This window comes from Microbacterium sp. F01 (assembly GCF_056156365.1).
In genome coordinates this window covers 1,299,277-1,317,517 of record NZ_CM149592.1, presented here as the reverse complement: position 1 = coordinate 1,317,517, position 18,241 = coordinate 1,299,277, and the positions used below count along the sequence as shown (strand labels likewise).

The window sequence follows — 18,241 nt, the reverse complement described above, 5'->3', positions numbered from 1 at the left end:
GCCGGGATGGGGTTGACACGCAGCCCGCCCCGCTCACCCTCCTCGGCCGATGGCCTCTTCGGGCAGTGACGGCGTGATGACGATGGAAACGTCCTGCATCTTCCAGTCCAGCTCGGAGACCATCTCGCGCGCCCGCTCGACGTCTTCGACGGCGATCTTGTGCCGGCGAGGGACGACGAACGCCTCGACGTGGAACACCTGCCCCATGTCGCGCATCCGCACCGCCGCTCGGTCGATCCACGGCTCCTGCTCGAGGTCTGCCACGATGCGGTCGATGAGGGGATGCGGGTGCTTGTCGTCGTGCGTGCGCGCACGCTGGTCGATGAGGTCGAGCGTGGCGGCACGGGCGTTGCGGAAACCGTCCCACATGATGCCCAGCGAAATGAACAGCGCCGCCGCGCCGTCGAGCCACCAGATGCCGAGCCCGATCCCGGCGACCCCGACGATCGACGCGAGGGTGGTGGTCCAATCGGCCTTGGCCATGTCGGCATCCGCGTACAGCACCTTGTTATGCAGGACGGGGGCGAGCTTCGCCTTGGCGTGGCCGTAGAAGAACGGGCCGATCACGATCAGCGACATCACCGCGATCATGAACCAGCCCAGCCACACCGTCTGCCCGAACACGACCACGGTGCCGATGGCGGGATGCTCCTGGCGGATCAGGCCACCGATCGCCTCCACAGCGAGCGTGCCGCCCACGGCGAGCAGAGCGACACCCGCGACGAGGTGCCCGACCCCCATGGTGCGATGCAGGCCGAACGGGAATGCGCGCGTCGGCGGGCGGCGGATGAAGAGCAGGGCGAGCAGAAACGAGATCTGCGGGATCAGCGAGAGCATGTCTTCGATCCACGCCGTCCTCATCGCCTGTGAGCCGCCCAGCACCGACGCGATCACGCCGATCGTCACGATCGTGTACCCGATCGTGAACACCTCCCACCGGATCGCGCTGCGGATCGCCTTCTGCTGCTTCGCCGGGAGGTCGGTGCGGCCGAGCGACTTCAACCGCCCACCTCCTTGTCAAGAAAGGTCTCCAGCGCTGCCTGTATGCCGTTCTCACCCAGCGGGACGAGCATGACCGTCTTGCGACCCTCCAGACCGGGCAGCCGTGTATAGCCCCGGGTGACTGACACCCGATCGGCCCAGGGCGTTGCATCGGTCATGTCGCCCACGACGAGGTCGAGATCCCCGGCTTCGAGCCCTCCGACGAGCATCTCCTCGCTGCCGATCGTCCACTTCACCTCCGCGTCGTATGTGTCGGCGAACTCCTCGACGAGACCAGCGAGCGGCCCCTCGACCTCACCGTCGTCGATGGCCAGCGCCGAGCCAGCGGGAGAGGCCCCCACCCGGAGGTGCCTGGAGTTCACGACGCCGGCGAGCGTGCCGTCCGGATCGGATGGGATCGTCACACCGCATCCGGTCAGCGAACCGACGATCGCGATGGCGACCAACGTTGCGGACCATCGCGGGGGCGTCGCGCCGGCGCGAGCATAGGGCGCGATCGCGGGCGAGGCGTCGCGGCACGACGGCGTGATCATCTGCACCTCCGAGCCAACGATGCGCTCACGCCATCAGCGCCGCCACCCCTTGACAAACTCACCCCACGGCGCGCGTCCGGAGGTGACGTCCCGTGGAGTGGTGGGGATTCTGACCGGGTTGCCGGCGTCGTAGACGTTGGTGAGCCATCGTGCGATGGTCAGTGAGAACCGGCTAAAGCTACTCACAGAAGGACACAACGCACGATGGCTCTTGACCAGTCTGCCCTCCTCGAGCTCCTCGGGGAACTGAAACTCACCGACGTCAGCGACCGGATCCGGGTCGCGACCGAAGCCCTCTACCAGGAGCTGATCGACGCGGAAGCGGCCGCGTTCATCGGCGCCGCCCCCTACGAACGCAGCGTCGACCGGGTCGCGGTCCGCAACGGCACCCGCCCGAAGACCATCAGCACCACGGCCGGGGATCTGGAGTTGCGGATCCCGAAGCTGCGGACCGGCAGTTTCTTCCCGTCGCTGCTGGAACGACGCCGCCGGGTCGATCAAGCACTGTTCGCGGTCGTGATGGAGGCCTATGTCCACGGCGTCTCGACGCGCAAGGTCGACGATCTCGTGAAGGCGCTGGGCGTGGACACCGGGATCTCGAAGTCGGAGGTGTCGCGGATCTGCGCGAACCTGGACGAGGACGTCGCCGCGTTCCGGGACCGGCCGCTGGCGGACACCACCTACCCGTATGTGTTCCTCGACGCGACCTACTGCAAAGCCCGCGTCGGCCGGCGGGTGGTGTCGCAGGCCGTGGTCATCGCTATCGGGGTCGCCGCGGACGGGCGCAGGGAAGTGCTCGGCTTCGAGGTCGGCGAGACCGAATCGCAGCCATTCTGGACCACGTTCCTCCGCTCGTTGAAGGCCCGAGGGCTCGGCGGGGTGAAGCTCGTGATCTCCGACGCGCACACCGGCCTGATCGCCGCGGTCGACACCGTGTTCCAAGGCGCCAGTTGGCAAAGATGCCGGGTCCATTTCATGAGGAATGTGCTCACCGCGGTTCCGAAGGCGGCCGGCCCGATGGTCGCGTCGATCATCCGCACGATCTTCGCGCAACCCGATACCGAGCACGTATTCACCCAGTTCCACGAGGTCGTCCGCATGCTGAGCCGGTCGCACCCGAAGGTCGCGGACATGCTCGAGGACGCCCAGGACGACCTGCTCGCGTTCTGCCAGTTCCCGTTCCAGCACTGGCGTCAGATCTGGTCCACGAACCCGCTGGAGCGCGTCAACAAGGAGATCAAACGCCGCACCGACGTCGTCGGCACGTTCCCCAACCCGGCCGCCCTGCTGCGCCTCGCCGGGCACGTCCTCATCGAGCAGCATGACGAATGGGACGGCGCCGACCGCCGCTACTTCAGCGAGCACTCCATGGCCCTGCTCCTCGCCGACAGCGAGGAGGTGAGCATCCCGGAACTCACCGCGGCATAATCAGAACAGCTGACCCGCACGGTGTCGAGAAACTCCACCAACAAGCGGGACGTCACCCGTCCGGGTCAAGTCCCGTGGCGTGGTGTCACTTCTGTTGTTGCCGATGGTGGGTGATGGTCAGGCGGTGAGGTACAGCTCGGTGCGGGCGGGCTCGGTGTGTTCGTGCAGGGAGTGGATGAGCTTGCGCATTGAGATGTCGGAGAAGTAGCGGCGTTCGCCGTATTGCCACTCCTCGTGCTGCTCCTGCAGAACAGCGCCGATGAGGCGGGTCACGGAGTCGCGGTCGGGGAAGATCTGGACGACGTCGGCGCGGCGTTTGATCTCGCGGTTGAGCCGTTCGATCGGATTGTTGGACCAGACCTTCTGCCAGTGCTCTCGAGGGGTCGAGGCGAAACCGGTGAGGTCTGGCTCGGCGGTTTCGAGCATGGCGGCGATCTCGGGGAACGACCCGCGGAGGCTGTCGGTGACGGCCTGGTACTGGGCGAGCACGGCCTCCGGCGTGGTCTGCGCGAAGATCGTGGTGATCAGCGCGTTGACCGGCTTGGAGCGCGCGGATCCGATCTTCTGGGTGACGTTGCGGGCGAAATGGACTCGGCATCTCTGCCAGCCAGCTCCGGGCAGGATCGCCTTCACCGCTGCTTTCAGGCCGGCGTGCGCGTCGCTGGTGACCAGGGCGACCCCGAGCGGGTCGGCGTCGGTGGCGACCTTCAGTCCCCGGTCGCGGAGGCTGCGGAGGAACTCGGTCCAGAAGTCGGTGGTCTCCGCGTCTCCCAGCGCCATCCCGAGGATCTCCCGGCGGCCCTCGCCGCTGACGCCGGTGGCGACGACGAGGGCTTGGGAGACGACCCGGCCGCGGTGGCGGACGTCGAGGTAGGTGGCGTCCAGGAAGAGGTAGGGGAACCACGTGTGGTCGATCCGGCGGTGCAGGAACTCCTGCACGGCCTCGTCGATCTCACTGCAGATCCGCGACACCGTCGACCGGCTGATACCGGTGTCGTTGCCCAGCGCCCGGATCAGCTGGTCGACCTTGCGAGTGCTCACCCCGTCGATCCAGGCCTGGCAGATCACGGCGTAGAGCGCCTTGTCGACCCGGCGGCGCGGGTGCAGCAACGACGGGAAGAACGATCCCTCCCGCAGCTTCGGGATCGCCAAGTCCACCTCCCCGGCCGGGGTCGCGAGCGTCTTGGGGCGGGTGCCGTTCCGCCGAGTGGTGCGCTCCGGGGTGCGTTCGTGCGGCGCCGCGCCGATCTTCACCGTCGCTTCCGCGTCGATCAGGTCCTGCAAGCCGGCCTGCAGCATCCGGCGGAACACGTCCGAATGAGCGAGCTCCGGCTCGGCGAGGACTTCGGCAATCAGGGTCGTCAAGGCAGACTGGTTCTGGGTCATCGTGGGATCACTTCTTTGCTTCTTGGCGGAAACAACTGGTCTCCCACGATGGCCCTCCTACGTCAACGACGACGAGGACCCCGTGGGAAGTGACACCACGCTATGAGACGCACCCCAGGTCCAAAATGCCCGGAATTCCGCGGTTTTCGGCGAGCGGGATGCGGCTCACGCGGCCCGAATGAGGTTTCCGGTACCAAAGGTCGCAGGTTCGATTCCTGTCGGGGGCACCACCACTGGTAAGAGGGATCGTGGGTCATCAAGGCCCGCGGTCCTTCTGCTTTTCTGTGCAGCGCGGCTCCCCCGACCGGAACCGGACACTGCAGAACCGGCAACCCGCCCTCGCATCCGCACCGGATCCTGTCAAGACCTAGGTGACCGGTCCCGCGCGGAGGATCATCAGAGGTGGAGCTGATCGACGACCCCCCTCTTGCGCCCCCAGCGCTGGGTTTCGCCGGCATCTCCTCACGGAGGCCCACGATGGGCAAGCTGATCTACGAAGGGACCATCAAGGTCGACTTCGACGACCGGACACTCGCTCACCTGCAGCTCGTGATCGGCACGAAGCTGCGGCGGGGCGAGCCGTTCCACTTCACGTGGCGCGACGACGCCAGCATCGGCGATGGACGCACCACCATCTGGGTGCACCCGCGGTGTTCCCTCGTCTACAAGTTCTACGGCAGCCGCAAGCCTCAGCTGAACCCCGCCTGGATCGACGCGCTCGCGTACACGGCGAACTCATCGACCGGGCTGTACCTGGTGCCTGAGCCGGCGATGCCGGTCTCGCACGACCATGAGGAGCACGAAGTCGCCGAGTAGCAGCATGGCCGGATCCGCCACCGCGCTAGACCGATGCCGTGCGGTTGTCAAGCCGATGGGCCTGACACGGTCGACAGGGCTGGGATGGGGCAGACGACGACGGGAGTGGCGATGAAAAGGATCGACATCTACTACGGCGGAGACCACTACAGCGTGGGCGGGCGTCGCCTGGAAGACCTGCGCCAGGAGGTCGAGTCCGGTCTCGCCGGTGGCGTGCACTGGCTCGAGGTGAACGACGGCGAGGGCATGATGCGCACGGCTCACCTGCTCGTGACGCCGGGGGTTCCGCTGGCGATCGTGCCCATCCCCGACGAGTCGCCGCCGCGCGCCCCCGACGAGATCTGGTCGGAGGGCGGGCCGCCGGTTGCCGGATGACGGATGCTGCGCCTCAGGCGTCCGTCGAAGACTGCTGCCGGTTCGCCGGCTCGGCCTCGTCGGGGAGCGACGGAGTCGGGATGACGACGACGTCCTGCACCTTCCAGTCGAGATGCGCGACGGCGTCGCGTGCCTCCTCGATCTGCTCGACACGCACCTCGTCGGTGCGTGGGACCACGAAGACCTCGACGTGGAACACCTGGCCGATGTCGCGCATGCGCACCGCGGTCTCGCGGACCCACCCGAACTCTTCGACGCGGTCGGCGATGCGAGTGATGAGCGGATGCGGACGCGCGTCGTCTTCGGTGCGAGCGCGCTGATCGATGAGGTCGCGGATGGCGCCGCGGCTGTTGCGCCAGCCGTCCCACATGATGCCGAGCGAGATGAAAAGCGCCGCGGCGCCGTCGAGCCACCACAGGCCGATGCCGACGCCGAGTACGCCGACGATCGACGCCACGGTGGACGTCCAGTCGGCCTTGGCCATGTCGGCGTCGGCGTAGAGCACCTTGTTGTGCAGCTTCGGCGCCAGCTTCGCCTTCGCATGCCCGTAGAAGAACGGACCGATGACGATCACGCTCATCACCCCGACCATGAACCAGCCGAGCCAGATCGTCCGGCCGAACAGGTAGACCGTGCCGATCGAGGGGTGATCCGCGCGCACGAGCCCGCTGATCGCTTCATAGGCGAGGTTGCCTCCGACTGCGAGCAGCGCGACGCCCGCGACGAGGTGCCCCACCCCCATGACGCGATGATGCCCGAACGGGAAGGCCCGAGTGGGCGGACGCCGGATGAACAGCAACGCGATCAGGAACGAGATCTGCGGGATCAGCGACAGCATGTCCTCTATCCATGCGGTCTTCATCGCCTGCGAGCCACCGACGACGAGCGCGATCAGTCCGATCGTGACCAGCGTGTAGCCGATCGTGAACCACTCCCACCGGATCGCGCTGCGGAGGGCCTTCTGCTGGGCCGCAGGAAGGTCGGTGCGCCCCATCCTCTTCATCGCGCCAGCTCGCGGTCGAGGTAGCCCTCCAGGGCGGCCAGCCATTCGTTCTCGCCGAGCGGCGCGAGCAGCACGACCGGATCCCGGGCACCGGGGACGGAGTCGTACGACCGGGTCACCGCGACCCGGTCCGACCACGGGGTCGCGTCGGTCATGCCCCCGATCGCGAGGTCGATGTCACCGGTCTCGAGTCGGTCGACGAGGTCCTCCTCACTGCCGATGGTCCAGGTGACCTTGGCGTCGACCGACGCGGCGAAGTCGTCCACGAGCTCGGCGAGGGAGCCGCCGACCTTCGACCCGTCGATGGTCACGAGTTCCCCCGAGGCCGAGGCGCCGGCTCGCAGCTCACCGCCGCGCACCCGATCGAGTGTGCCCTGCGGATCGCTCGGCACTGTGATGCCGCAACCCGCGGCGCACAGCGCCAGCGCCAGCAGGGGCACGCTCCACACGCGTCGCCACCGGCTCATGTCCTGAGTCTCACGCCGGCGCCGGGACGTCGGGACCGCCTTGACCCTCCCTCATCGGACTGCTAGCGCAAGCCCCTCGCAGGCGATCGCCGGCGCCGCGGTGGGCGGCGCCGGCGATCGATGGGGTGTGGTTACGGCAGGACGATCTCGAAGTCCGGGTCGCCCTGGTCGAGCACGGCGAGGATCTGCTTCAGCACGTCGACGTCGCCGCGCACCTGGATGCCGTCCGAGTCGGTGTCGCCGCCGGCGAGCTGGATCAGACGCGGCTTCGACAGCGTCAGCTGCAGCGGCGTCGCCGGGTCGGCGTCACGCTCGACGTAGACCAGCACGCCGTTGCGCAGCGTCAGGTGGAAGCTGCGATCGAGGTCGCTGAGACTGACATCGAGCGACAAATCGAGATCCCACGCCTTCGGGCCGTTCACGCGGATGGCGACGGCGTCGAAGAGCTGCTCCGGCATGAGCTGGGCGATGATCAGCGGCGCGGCCGTCTGCGTGGGCGTGCCGAAGTTGCCCTCGCGCAGCTCGGTGGCACCCGACAGGAAGAAGTTGCGCCACGTGCCGTTCTCGGCGCCGTACGCCAGCTGCTCGAGCGTGTCGGCGTACAGCGCACGCGCTCCCGCATGGTCGGCGTCGGTGAAGACTGCGTGATCGAGCAGCGTGGCCGCCCAGCGGTAGTCTCCGGCGTCGAATGCTTCCTGCGCGAGCTCCACAACCCGGCCGATGCCGCCGATCGCCGAGACGTAGCGCTCGGCGAGCGCCTGCGGCGGGTGGGGCCACAGGCGTGCCGGGTTGCCGTCGAACCAGCCCATGTAGCGCTGGTAGATCGCCTTCACGTTGTGGCTGACCGAGCCGTAGTAGCCGTGGGTGCTCCACGACGCCTCGAGCGCGGGAGGCAGTTCGATCATCTCCGCGATCTCCGCGCCGTTGTAGCCCTGGTTGAGCAGCCGCAGCGTCTGGTCATGCAGGTAACCGTAGAGGTCGCGCTGGATCGCAAGGAACTCGTTGATCGCGTGGTTGCCCCAAGTCGGCCAGTGGTGCGAAGCGAATACCACCTCGACCTGGTCGCCGTAGCGGGCGATCGCCTCGGTCAGGTACTGCGACCAGACATGCGGATCCCGCACCAGGGCGCCGCGCAGGGTCAGCAGGTTGTGAAGGGTGTGGGTGGCGTTCTCGGCCATGCAAAGCGCCTTGGAGGCGGGCAGGTAGAAGTGCATCTCCGTGGGCGCTTCGGTGCCGGGCGCCATCTGGAATTCGAACGGCACCCCGTCGATCGTGTGCGTCTCCCCAGTCGCGGTGACCTCGAGCGTCGGCGGCAGGATCGTGGCCACCCCGATCGAGGTGGTCTGCCCGAGCCCCGCCCCGACCTGCCCCTGCGAACCCTTCGCAAGGGCGGCACCGTACATGTATCCCGCACGGCGGCCCATCGCGGTGCCCGCGTACACGTTCTCGGCCACCGCGTGCTCCAGGAACCCTTCCGGGGCGATGATCTGCACCGCGCCCGCGTCGACCTCGTCCTGTGTCACGATGCCGAGCACCCCACCGAAGTGGTCGATGTGGCTATGTGTGTGGATCACCGCACGGATGGGGCGGTCACCCCGGTGCTTCCGGTACAGCGCCATCGCGGCCGCCGCCGTCTCGACCGAAATCAGCGGATCCACGACGATCACACCGGTGTCGCCCTCGATGACGGACATGACTGACAGATCGAGCCCGCGCACCTGGTACAGCCCGGGCACCACCTCGAACAGCCCGTGCTTGGCCACCAGCTTCGACTGGCGCCACAGGCTCGGGTTCACCGAGTCGGGCGCGTCGCCCTCGACGAAGTCGTAGGTCGAGGCATCCCACACCACCTCGCCCTTGTCGTTGCGAATCTTCGGGTCGTCGAGCGTCGCGATGAACCCCCGATCCGCGGCGGCGAAGTCATCGACGTCGTCGAACGGCAGGGCGGCGAGCGCCGCCTCCTGAGCCTCGCGGATCGACGCTTCCGGTTCCCGCTGTTGCATTTCCTGTTCCCTTCGTCCCGGCCCCGGCGGCCGTGGTCTTCATTCCCGCGGCGCGGGTGCTTCGAGCGCCGCGACAGCCTCGCGGTTGGTCGCGAAGAACGTCTGGTCCGACAGCAGCCCGAGTTGCTCCAGGCGCGCTCGGGTCGGAGTCCTGACCCGGCTGAACGCCAGACTCACACCCTGCTGGTCGAGCCACTCCTCGAGCGACGCGAACGCCTCAGCACCGGTCACATCGATGTCGGTCACCGCCTCCATGTCGATGACGACGTGCTGCACAGGCTCGTCGGCGCCGGTCACCGCGCGCTTGACCGCCGCGGAGAAGACGGTGCCATTCGCGAAGAACAGCGGCGCCGCCATCCGTACGACCACGATGCCCGGCGCGGTCGTGGCGCCGGCGGCTGCGTCCTCGAGGAGCGACTGCTTCGCGTCGTTATCGGCGGCGAGCACGTCGATCGACGGATTCGCCGCGCGCTTGGCGAGGTTGATGAGGGCGAGCACGAAAGCCACGAGGATGCCGGGGATCGCACCGATGAACAGTGTCACGAGGAAGCACACCGCGCCGATGGCGAACTCGAAGCGGTCCTGGCGCCACAGCTGACGGAACTCACGGATGCCGAGCAGCGGCAGGATGGCGACGCCGACCACCGCGCCGATGGCGGGCGACGGGATGTCGGCGAGCAGCGCGGTGCCGAACAGCAGGAGCAGCAGGGTGCCCGCCGCCAGCACCAGCGACGGAAGCTGGGTGCGCGAGCCCGCCTGGTCCATCGCGGCGGTGCGCGACGTGGACGATCCCATCGAGAAGCTGCCCTGGGCACCGGCGGCGATGTTGCCGAGCCCGAAGGCGAGAAGGTCGCGGTTCGCATGGAACGGATAACCGTGCTTCTCACCGTACGAACGCGAGACGAGGAGGCCTTCCGCCGTGGTGACCAGGGTGAGCGCGATCGCCGACGGGATGAGCGCTCCCCACATCTGCCAGTCGATGACGGGCCACGTGAGTGTGGGCGGGCCGGCAGGAACCTCGCCCAGCACGTCGACACCCTGCCGATCGAGTCCCGTCAGGACGACGAGCAGGGTCGACAGGACGAGCACGACGAGCGCCCACGGGACGGCCTTCAGCAACCTCGCGCCGAGCAGCAGAACGGCGACGGACACCGCCGAGATCGCCAGCGACCACGCGTTGACCGTCTCGAGGTTCGACACGAGGCCGAACACCTTGTCGACGAACTCCCCTCCGGAGTCGATCTTCACGCCGAGCATCTTCGCGATCTGGCTGACCAGGATGTCGAGGGCGAGGCCCCCGACGAAGCCGATCAGGATCGGCTTGGAGAGGAAGTTCGCAAGGAAGCCGAGCTTGAAGACCGCCATCAGCACGAACATGACACCGCAGATGATCGCCTGGGCGAGGGCCAGCGTCGCGTAGTCCGCGCTGCCGGCGGTTGCGAGCCCCCCGATCGACGAGGCGACGAGGGCGGCGGCGGCGGCATCCGGCGACGCCACGACCTGCCGCGACGACACCACGAGCGCGTAGACGATCGTCGGCACGATGAGGGCGTACAAGCCCGCCGTCGCGGGCAACCCGGCGATCTGGGCGTACCCGATGTTGAGCGGGATGGCGATCGCGAGGAGCGTGACGCCCGCGGTGAGCTCGGTGCCGAGATTCCGCCGGGTCAGGCCGGCGAGGGGTCGCTGCATTCCTGCTCCTGGGATACGTGGGGACACAGACGTCTCCACCTTGGCACGAGTGAGCGGCGTCAGACGGGATCCCCAGGCACGAGCGGCGGCACGACGGCCTCGCTCGTGACCGTCGATGACCAGCCGTGCCGCGCCAGTCCCGCCGTGAGGGCGGCGACCACGCCGGAGGTCACCGTGAGACCGCGCGCGGGATCGTGCCAGAACTGGACGCGTCCGGTGATGCGCGTCTCCGACACGGCGGTGACCAGCACGCCGACCGCCGGCTCGGCGTGCACGCCCTCCGCGGCGGCCGCGGACTCGGCGAGCGCGCCGACTACCTCGTCGACCCCTGCACCGGACCGCTCCACACGCACCTGCACTTCGCTCCGCCTGCCGCCGTACCGCGAATTGTTGACGAGCGTCTCGGCGAGGAGCTTGGAGTTCGGCACGTGCGCGGTGCGCCCGTCGGGCGTGGTGAAGACCACCGCGCGCGAGTTGAGTTCGACGACGGTGCCGGTGATGGGCTTGCCGTCGGGCCCCTCGACGGTGATCTCCTCTCCGAGCACCACAGGCTTGCGCGTGGCGATGAGCACGCTCGCGGCGAAGTTGTCCGCGACGCCTCGGAGCACGAGCGCCGCGACGACGACCAGCACGATGACGACCGCCAGTACCGGCTGCACGTTGGCCCCGAGGAACGCCAGGGCGATCCCGAAGCCGACGAGCAGCAGCGTGTACTGCGCGAACCGCGCGGCGAAGCGTGTCGCCGCGGGAGTGGCCGTGGGCACATGTCCCATGAGGTCGGTGACGGCGCGCTTGGCGATACGGGAGGCGATCCACCCGGCGAGCAGGGCGACGATGGCCCACAGCACCTGCCACCACGTGATCGGCGTGCTCAGGAACTGGCTGAAATCCACGTCGTCAGACTACGAGCGTCCCGTCGGGGCCGAGCGCGCCTCGCCGGGGCTCCGGCTTCGGACGAGAGCCCCGACGATGCCGGGCGCAAAGCGATGATCCCCTCGGTGCCGAAGCGCCGGGGGGATCGTCAATGCGATGTTGGGTTTCTGTGTTCCGGGTCCTTTCGGGCCTTACGTTTCTGTTTTCTCTTCGCAAGATCGAATGTCCTCCTCCACGGCCCCGTCGTCAAGGGTTCACGCGAAAGTCATCTCGATGTCAGGTTGAGGGTTGGGATGCTGCGCCCCGGCGCAGTCGCCGGGACGCAGCATCCGCTCGATCACTGCGTGAAGCGCTCCTTGAACGCGTCCATGCTCTTGCCCGCACCGTGAGACTTGCCCGGGGAGCTCACGGCATTCACGGTCGACGTGTCGAACGCGAACGTCATCACGGCCGCGGCGACGGCATCCGCGTTCACGTCGAGCGCGAACGTGTTGATGTTGCCGACGAGGTCGTAGTCCTCGCGGAGGGCGTCGTACAGCGGCACGTCCTGGCCCACCCCGGTGAGGTTGTCACACGGCTGGTGGTAGCACGGGTCGTACGCCGCCCCTGGCACGCCGCCGTAGAGCGCCGCTTCGGCAGCCGTCTTCGGCACTTCTGCGCCCGTGAACAAGCCGCCCGCCGGGATGCCCACGGCGATGAATGGGCCGTAGTCCGAGCGCCCCGAGAACTCGCTGTCCTGCGACGGCAGACCACGACCGTCGTAGAACGCCTCGAAGACGTCCTCGATCTGAGCCGAGCCCTCCGGGATGAAGCCCGGCGCTGCCGTGCCGCCGGAGTTGTCGCCGTCGTAGATGCCGAACATGTAGTTCGGCGACCCGATCATGTCGAAGTTGAGGTAGAGCGCGATGTCTGCGATCTCCTCGTCCGACAGCGCTCCGACGTAGTGCTCCGAGCCGAGCAGACCCTCTTCCTCAGCACCCCACCACGCGAACCGCACCGTGTTGTTCGGCTTCGTCTTCTGCATCTGGATCGCCGTCTCCAAGAGCGCCGCGCTTCCCGAGCCGTTGTCGTTGATCCCCGCACCGTCCTGCACGCTGTCGAGGTGCGCCCCCGCCATGACGGTGTTGTCGTCGTTGCCGGTGGCCGTCTCGGCGAACACGTTCCAGGCGGTGCGGATGTCTTCCTCGTAGTCGACGGTCACCGTCACCGTCGCACCAGGAGTGCTCGCGAGGTCGACGCCCACGGAGTGCGTGACGAAGACCGCAGGGATGGTGAGCCCGGTCGCGTCGCCGATCATGTTGATCAGACTGTCGTCGCCGGTGTTGTTCCGGATGATGACGGCTTCCGCGCCGGCGGCCTGCGCGTTGAGCGCCTTCACGGCGAAGCCGCATCCACCGCGTTGGACGAGCACCACCGAGTCGGCCGGGAGGACGCCGAAGTCGGCGACCGTGCAGCCGCTGGTGTTGTCGGGCGACGGCAGGTCGACCAGCACGAGCGATCCCGTCGCCGTGCCCTCGGGGCTGCCGCTGTCGAATCTGTTGCGAAGGAAGTCCTCGCCGTCCTCGAACTCGGTGGTGACGCCGCCGGCGACGCGGATGAGTTCGGAGTTCTCCTCGAAGTACGGGAACTCGAAGTCCTGGACGGTCGGTGTGTAGCCGGCTGCCTCCAGCTCCGCGACGACGTACTCGACCGAGGCCTCATAGCCGGGCCGACCGGCTGCCCGGTCGCCGTACTGATCCGCGATGTCCTGGAACGCCTCGAGGTGTGACATCACCCCCTCGAGCGTCACGGCCTTCTCGATCTTCTTCACCGAGTTGTTGTTCGGCGCCGCGTACGCGGGACCGGCCAGTGCGACGGTGGACGTCATGGCGACCGCGGTGGCGATGGCCCAGGCGCGCCTGGTTCTCATGGGCATGGTCGTGCCTCTCCGCCGGCGACCCCTCTGGCGCCGGCTTCCTGCGGGGATGCTCACACACTCGCGAAAGGACGGCCAGTCCCGCGTCCGGCACTCTCATCGAGCTCTCATACTTGCCGGTCAGAGAACGGATGCTGCGACCCGGCGCGGATGCCAGGGTCGCAGCATCCGTTCCCCGAAGTCACTCGTGACCGACGAGCTTCAGCCCGACGACGCAGCCGACGAGGCCCAGGATGAGGAGCATCTTGACGAGCGAGAACGCCTCGTCGCCGGTGATCATCGCGTAGGCGACGGTCAGCGACGCGCCGATGCCGACCCACACCGCATACGCGGTGCCGGTGGAGATGTCGCGCATCGCCCAGGCGAGTCCGCCCATGCTGGCGACGAGCGCGACGCCGAAGATCACCGATGGCCAGAGCTTCGTGAAGCCTTCGGTCTTGCCGAGCGCGGTGGCCCAGACGGCCTCGAGGATGCCGGAAACGATGAGGATGACCCACGCCATGACTGTGCTCCTGGCCAGTCTTGTCGCGTACCGGGTACTGATCCGTCGTCCGGGGATCCGGTCGGGGATCCGCTCACCACCCTAGCCGCTTCCCCTGGGCACCCCCTGGGCAGAGTCGCCGTGCCGGATCAGACGAAGAAGAGCCAGTCGAGCATGCCGGGGTTGTGCGCGTGGACGAGCACGAGGAAGACGACGGCGTCGAACAGCAGATGCACGGTGACGACGTACGTGAGCGAGCGCGTCTTCATGAAGATGAAGCCCTGCAGCAGCGCGAACGGGATGGTGAGCAGCGGCCCCCACGCCTGGTAGCCGAGCTCCCAGAGGAACGACACGAACACGACGGATTGCAGGATGTTCGCCTGCCAGAACGGGAAGTGGCGCCGCAGCAGCGCGAGGCACGTGCAGATGAAGAAGAGCTCGTCCCAGATGCCGACGGCGCCGACGCCGACGAACAGGCGCGCGATGAGCTCGGGGGTGTCGACGACGGGCCAGTTGAGGTACACACCCGAGGTGATGAAGTAGAACGGCAGGATCAGCCAGCCCAGCAGCAGCACGGCGATGAGCCAGGTCCACTGGAACCGCGTCCACCGACCTCCGCCGCGCCACGGGAACCGGATCGCGCGGTCGCGGTACAGCCACCGCGAGATGACGTACGGCACCGCGACCGCGCCCCCGAGCGCGATCGCGAAGCGCAGGATCGCGAGGTTGTCGAGCTCCGCCTTCAGCGGGATCGCGCTCACGATGAGCAGGCCGACGGCGATGAGCGAGAGGTCGCGCACGAGCGAGGGAGGACGGATGCTGCCACCCGGCGCCGGCGGCCGGGCGGCAGCATCCGTCCGTTCCGTGAGCAGCGCCACCGCGAGACCCGCGGCCAGCAGCACCCACCCGAGCCACGGCACGCGCACGACGAAGAACGCCGGGGCCGCGAGGCAGACGAGCAGGGCGGGCGCGAGACCCCACGACCACGTGCGGACGGCCGGCGCGGGCGGGGCGTCGGGATGTGCGGGCATGCGCGGCGGCTCCGTTCGTGGTCGGGGTCGGGTCAGTGGTCGAGGGGGTGTTCGATCTCATCCTTCGGCATGCGGGCGACGACGTAGGCGACCGCGCCGAGGATCAGCGGGATCACGCCGGCCGCGATGAAGATCGCCTCGATCGGCACGACCTCGGCGAGCGGGCCGGCCAGGGCCATCGATAGCGGCATGAGCGCGAGCGAGACGAAGAAGTCGAGGCTCGAGATTCGGCCGAGCATGTGGCGGGGAACGCGGCGCTGCAGCAGCGTGCCCCAGATCACGTTGCCGTAGCTGAAGCCGAACCCGACGACGAACAGACAGAGCGCCATCAGCCAGTACTGGTGGGTGACGCCAACGATCGCGAAGGGCAGCGTGCTGACGCCCCACACGCCCATCATGACGGTGAGGTACCGGCGCGGCAGCTTCATCGACGACACCACGATCGACCCGAGCACCCCGCCGATGCCGTAGATCGCGAGGAGGAAGCCGAACAGGCGCGGGTCCTCGCCGACGCGGTCACGCGTGACGAAAGGCAGCAGCACCTCTTCAGGACCGACGAACACGAGCACCCATCCGGTCGCGAACAGAAGCGTCCACAGCAGCCACGGGGTGCGGATCGTGAAACCTACGGCCTCGCGCAGGTCGTGGAGCACGCCGCGCACGCCCTCGGGAGCCTCGTGCTGTTCGCCGGGAGCGGCTGGCGGCTCGGGGCGCACGAACAGCAGCAGCACGAACGCCAGCGCGTGCGCGGCGACGACGCCCCACGCCGCGTGCGCGGGTGCGAGCACGGCCGCGACGATCACACCCGCCGCCGCCGGGCCCGCGGCCTGCTGCAGCGCGGGCCTGATGGCGCCCTCGAGGCCGTTCGCGGCGAGCAGCTGCGCGGGCGGGAGGATGCGCGGCAGGATCGCGCTGTACGCCGGGAAGAAGAAGCCCGCGCCGGCACCCATCACGAACGCCACGATCGCGAGGTGCGGGATCGTCACGGCGCCGAACACGCCGGCGACGGCGACCGAGGTGATCGCGAGCAGATTGACGAGCTCGACGAGGCGCAGCAGCAGCCGTCGCGGCACGCGGTCGGCCGCGATGCCACCCGGGATCGCGCACACGAGAAGCCCCACCGCGTTCGCCGCGGCGACGGCGGAGAGCTCGACCGGTCCGCCGCCCGCGCCGATGACCGTGTAGACCATGACGACCGCCCACATGCCGGCGCCGAAGATCGACAGGACGACCGCGCCGAACAGCATGCGGAAGTCGCGGTGGCCGAGCGGCCGCACGAAGCGCCACGGGTCGCGGCTCGACCGCGGCACCTCGCGGGTCGCAGCAGCCTCGCCCTCCGGTTCGCGCGTGGGCTCGGGCGTCGGTCCCGGCACCGGGACCGGGCCGGTGAGGGGTCCGGTGGGTCCGCTCATGACCTCGCGACGCGGCGGTACGACAGATCGCGGATGTCGCGTCCCACGCGCGCGCCCTTGCGCTCGAACGCCGTGAGCACGCGGCCGTCGAAGCGCGGCGCCCACTCCCCCTCGAAGGTCCGCTCGAAGTCCGGCGCCGACGACATGACCTCGCGCATCTGCAGCGCGTAGTCCTCCCAGTCGGTCGCGAGCCGCAGCATCCCGCCGTCCTTCAACGCCCGCGCGGCGATCGCGCCGAAGCCCTCAGCGACGAGGCGTCGCTTGGTGTGCTTCTTCTTGTGCCACGGGTCGGGGAAGAAGATCCAGAGTTCATCGACGGATGCTGCGGGCAGCAGGTGCTGCAGCACCTCGGGCGCGTTCGCCTCGACGAGGCGCAGGTTGCGCGCGCCCGCCCGGTCGGCGTCGAGCATGGTGCGGGCGAGCCCTGCCCGGAAGACCTCGATCGCGAGGAAGTCGGTGTCGGGGCGCGAGGTGGCGGCGTGCACGATGGCATGCCCCTGGCCCGAGCCGATCTCGACGACGAGCGGCGCCTCGCGCCCCCACACCGTCGCGGGGTCGATCGCCGAGTCGGGGAGGATGCTCGTGGCCGCCCGGTCGCGCGGCACCTCGATGACGTACTGCGGGGCGAGCTCGCTCCAGGCCCGCTCCTGGGCGTCGGACATGCGTCCGCTCCGCCGTACGAACGACACCGGCTTCTCACGGAAGGTGCGGGGCTCGGGCGCAGGCGTGGCAGGGTTCGTCACCCCTCCAGGCTACCCAGGGCCGGGGACGCCGACCGGCTACTGCGGGACGGTGACGAAGTCGATGAGCTCCTCGACGCGGCCGAGGAACGCCGGCTCGAGGTCGCGGTAGGTCTTCACCGACGCGAGGATGCGCTGCCATGCCCGCGCGATGTCGGCCTGGTCGCGCGCGGGCCAGCCCAGCGCGCGGCACACGCCGACCTTGAACTCGATGCCGAGCGGCACCTCGGGCCAGCGCTCGATGCCGACGGCGCCCGGCGTGACGCACTGCCACACGTCGATCCAGGGGTGGCCGACGATGAGGACGTGCCTGCCGTGGCCGCCTCGCGCGATGGCGTCGGCGATGCGCGACTCCTTCGAACCGGGCACGAGGTGGTCCACGAGCACGCCGTAGCGGCGTTCGGCCGACGGGGGCTCCTCGTCGAGCGCGGCGTCGAGCAGGTCGATGCCCTGCAGATACTCGACGACGACACCCTCTTCGCGCAGGTCGTCGCCCCAGACCTTCTCGACGAGCTCGGCATCGTGCCGGCCCTCGACGAGGATACGGCTGGCGCGCGCGACGCGGGCACGGGAGTCGGCGGTCACGAACGAACCGGAGGCCGTGCGCTTCGGGCCGGTCGGCGCGGCCGCCGGCGCCGGCGGACCGAGCACGACGAGCTTGCCGTCGATGAGGAAGCCCGCGCCGAGCGGGAACAGGCGGCGGCGGCCGAGGCGGTCCTCGAGCTCCACCATGCCGCTCGACGCACCGACGACGGCGCCGCAGAAGCCGTCGTCGGCCACCTCGACGACGAGACCACGGGATGCTGCCACCCTCGGGAGCTCGCGCACCCCGTGGCCCTTCCAGCCTGTGGCCAGCACATCGGCGCCGTAGCGATCGTCCATGGTCCTCCTCCGGATCGGTAAGGCTACCCGTGGCGCACTCCCGCAGACCGGAGCGACCCGCGCCTGACGCGAGAGCGCCGGGCCGCAGCATCCGTCCTCCGTCCTCACTGCCGTTGATGGGGGGACGCGGAATCGGGGCCGGCCGTACGTTCTCGGCGAACACACATCGGGCGTCGGGGCCGTGGGCTATCGTCGTATCCCC

At 68.8% G+C, this 18,241-nt stretch carries 17 protein-coding genes and 1 riboswitch; of the genes, 3 read left to right on the top strand and 14 right to left on the bottom strand.

Annotated elements, in window-relative coordinates; genetic code table 11:
* Positions 1–33: 33 nt before the first annotated feature.
* Together ACVN90_RS05785 and ACVN90_RS05780 are read right to left on the bottom strand one after the other, a co-directional pair.
* Entirely contained in the window at positions 34–1,002 is a 969-nt protein-coding gene (locus ACVN90_RS05785; protein ID WP_475101205.1) for a cation diffusion facilitator family transporter, read from the bottom strand.
* Complete coding sequence (locus ACVN90_RS05780) at positions 999–1,448, bottom strand: hypothetical protein (RefSeq protein WP_475101204.1); 450 nt, start codon at positions 1,446–1,448, stop codon at positions 999–1,001. The genes ACVN90_RS05785 and ACVN90_RS05780 overlap by 4 nt, the downstream gene beginning before the upstream one ends.
* Positions 1,449–1,739: 291 nt before the next feature.
* Between ACVN90_RS05780 and ACVN90_RS05775 the strand changes: the two genes are divergently transcribed.
* Positions 1,740–2,963, top strand: coding sequence for an IS256 family transposase (locus ACVN90_RS05775; RefSeq protein WP_475101203.1), 1,224 nt, complete (start codon positions 1,740–1,742; stop codon positions 2,961–2,963).
* Positions 2,964–3,080: 117 nt separating this feature from the next.
* On the opposite strand, the gene ACVN90_RS05770 is transcribed toward ACVN90_RS05775, so the two are convergent.
* The gene (locus tag ACVN90_RS05770) at positions 3,081–4,349 is read right to left on the bottom strand and encodes an IS256 family transposase (protein WP_475098597.1); all 1,269 of its coding nucleotides are present in this window, start codon (positions 4,347–4,349) and stop codon (positions 3,081–3,083) included.
* Positions 4,350–4,826: 477 nt separating this feature from the next.
* Here ACVN90_RS05770 and ACVN90_RS05765 point away from each other — a divergent pair, with 477 nt between their 5' ends.
* Positions 4,827–5,165 (top strand): DUF7882 family protein, encoded by a 339-nt coding sequence (locus ACVN90_RS05765; protein WP_475101202.1) that lies wholly within the window; start codon positions 4,827–4,829, stop codon positions 5,163–5,165.
* Positions 5,166–5,276: 111 nt separating this feature from the next.
* A complete protein-coding gene (locus tag ACVN90_RS05760) occupies positions 5,277–5,540 on the top strand; it encodes a hypothetical protein (protein ID WP_475101201.1) in 264 nt (87 codons plus the stop codon).
* A gap of 13 nt (positions 5,541–5,553) precedes the next feature.
* Here ACVN90_RS05760 and ACVN90_RS05755 read toward each other — a convergent pair whose 3' ends face one another.
* The 11 genes from ACVN90_RS05755 to ACVN90_RS05705 all read right to left on the bottom strand — a co-directional run bounded on the left by ACVN90_RS05755 (position 5,554) and on the right by ACVN90_RS05705 (position 18,039).
* Positions 5,554–6,543 carry a cation diffusion facilitator family transporter gene (locus ACVN90_RS05755; RefSeq protein WP_475101200.1) on the bottom strand — a complete coding sequence of 330 codons (990 nt, stop codon included), beginning with the start codon at positions 6,541–6,543 and terminating at the stop codon, positions 5,554–5,556.
* Positions 6,540–7,010: a hypothetical protein gene (locus ACVN90_RS05750; RefSeq protein WP_475101199.1), complete on the bottom strand. Its 471-nt coding sequence runs from the start codon at positions 7,008–7,010 to the stop codon at positions 6,540–6,542. Before ACVN90_RS05750 ends, ACVN90_RS05755 begins: the two co-directional genes overlap by 4 nt.
* Positions 7,011–7,141: 131 nt before the next feature.
* Positions 7,142–9,013 (bottom strand): alkyl/aryl-sulfatase, encoded by a 1,872-nt coding sequence (locus ACVN90_RS05745; RefSeq protein ID WP_475101198.1) that lies wholly within the window; start codon positions 9,011–9,013, stop codon positions 7,142–7,144.
* Between the two features lie 39 nt (positions 9,014–9,052).
* Positions 9,053–10,705, bottom strand: a complete 1,653-nt coding sequence (locus ACVN90_RS05740; protein WP_475101197.1) for a SulP family inorganic anion transporter — start codon at positions 10,703–10,705, stop codon at positions 9,053–9,055.
* 59 nt (positions 10,706–10,764) lie between these two features.
* Positions 10,765–11,598 carry a mechanosensitive ion channel domain-containing protein gene (locus ACVN90_RS05735; protein ID WP_475101196.1) on the bottom strand — a complete coding sequence of 278 codons (834 nt, stop codon included), beginning with the start codon at positions 11,596–11,598 and terminating at the stop codon, positions 10,765–10,767.
* 317 nt (positions 11,599–11,915) lie between these two features.
* Positions 11,916–13,487 carry a M20/M25/M40 family metallo-hydrolase gene (locus tag ACVN90_RS05730; RefSeq protein ID WP_475101195.1) on the bottom strand — a complete coding sequence of 524 codons (1,572 nt, stop codon included), beginning with the start codon at positions 13,485–13,487 and terminating at the stop codon, positions 11,916–11,918.
* 187 nt (positions 13,488–13,674) lie between these two features.
* Positions 13,675–13,995, bottom strand: coding sequence for a DMT family transporter (locus tag ACVN90_RS05725; protein WP_116193957.1), 321 nt, complete (start codon positions 13,993–13,995; stop codon positions 13,675–13,677).
* Between the two features lie 9 nt (positions 13,996–14,004).
* A riboswitch (guanidine-III (ykkC-III) riboswitch) is annotated at positions 14,005–14,070 on the bottom strand.
* A 53-nt stretch (positions 14,071–14,123) separates the two neighbouring features.
* A complete protein-coding gene (locus ACVN90_RS05720) occupies positions 14,124–15,005 on the bottom strand; it encodes a CPBP family glutamic-type intramembrane protease (protein ID WP_475101194.1) in 882 nt (293 codons plus the stop codon).
* A gap of 32 nt (positions 15,006–15,037) precedes the next feature.
* Positions 15,038–16,417: an MFS transporter gene (locus ACVN90_RS05715; RefSeq protein WP_475101193.1), complete on the bottom strand. Its 1,380-nt coding sequence runs from the start codon at positions 16,415–16,417 to the stop codon at positions 15,038–15,040.
* A complete protein-coding gene (gene trmB, locus ACVN90_RS05710) occupies positions 16,414–17,079 on the bottom strand; it encodes a tRNA (guanosine(46)-N7)-methyltransferase TrmB (RefSeq protein ID WP_475102069.1) in 666 nt (221 codons plus the stop codon). The genes ACVN90_RS05715 and trmB overlap by 4 nt, the downstream gene beginning before the upstream one ends.
* A gap of 117 nt (positions 17,080–17,196) precedes the next feature.
* A complete protein-coding gene (locus tag ACVN90_RS05705; RefSeq protein WP_475101192.1) occupies positions 17,197–18,039 on the bottom strand; it encodes a DUF3097 family protein in 843 nt (280 codons plus the stop codon).
* Positions 18,040–18,241: the final 202 nt, after the last annotated feature.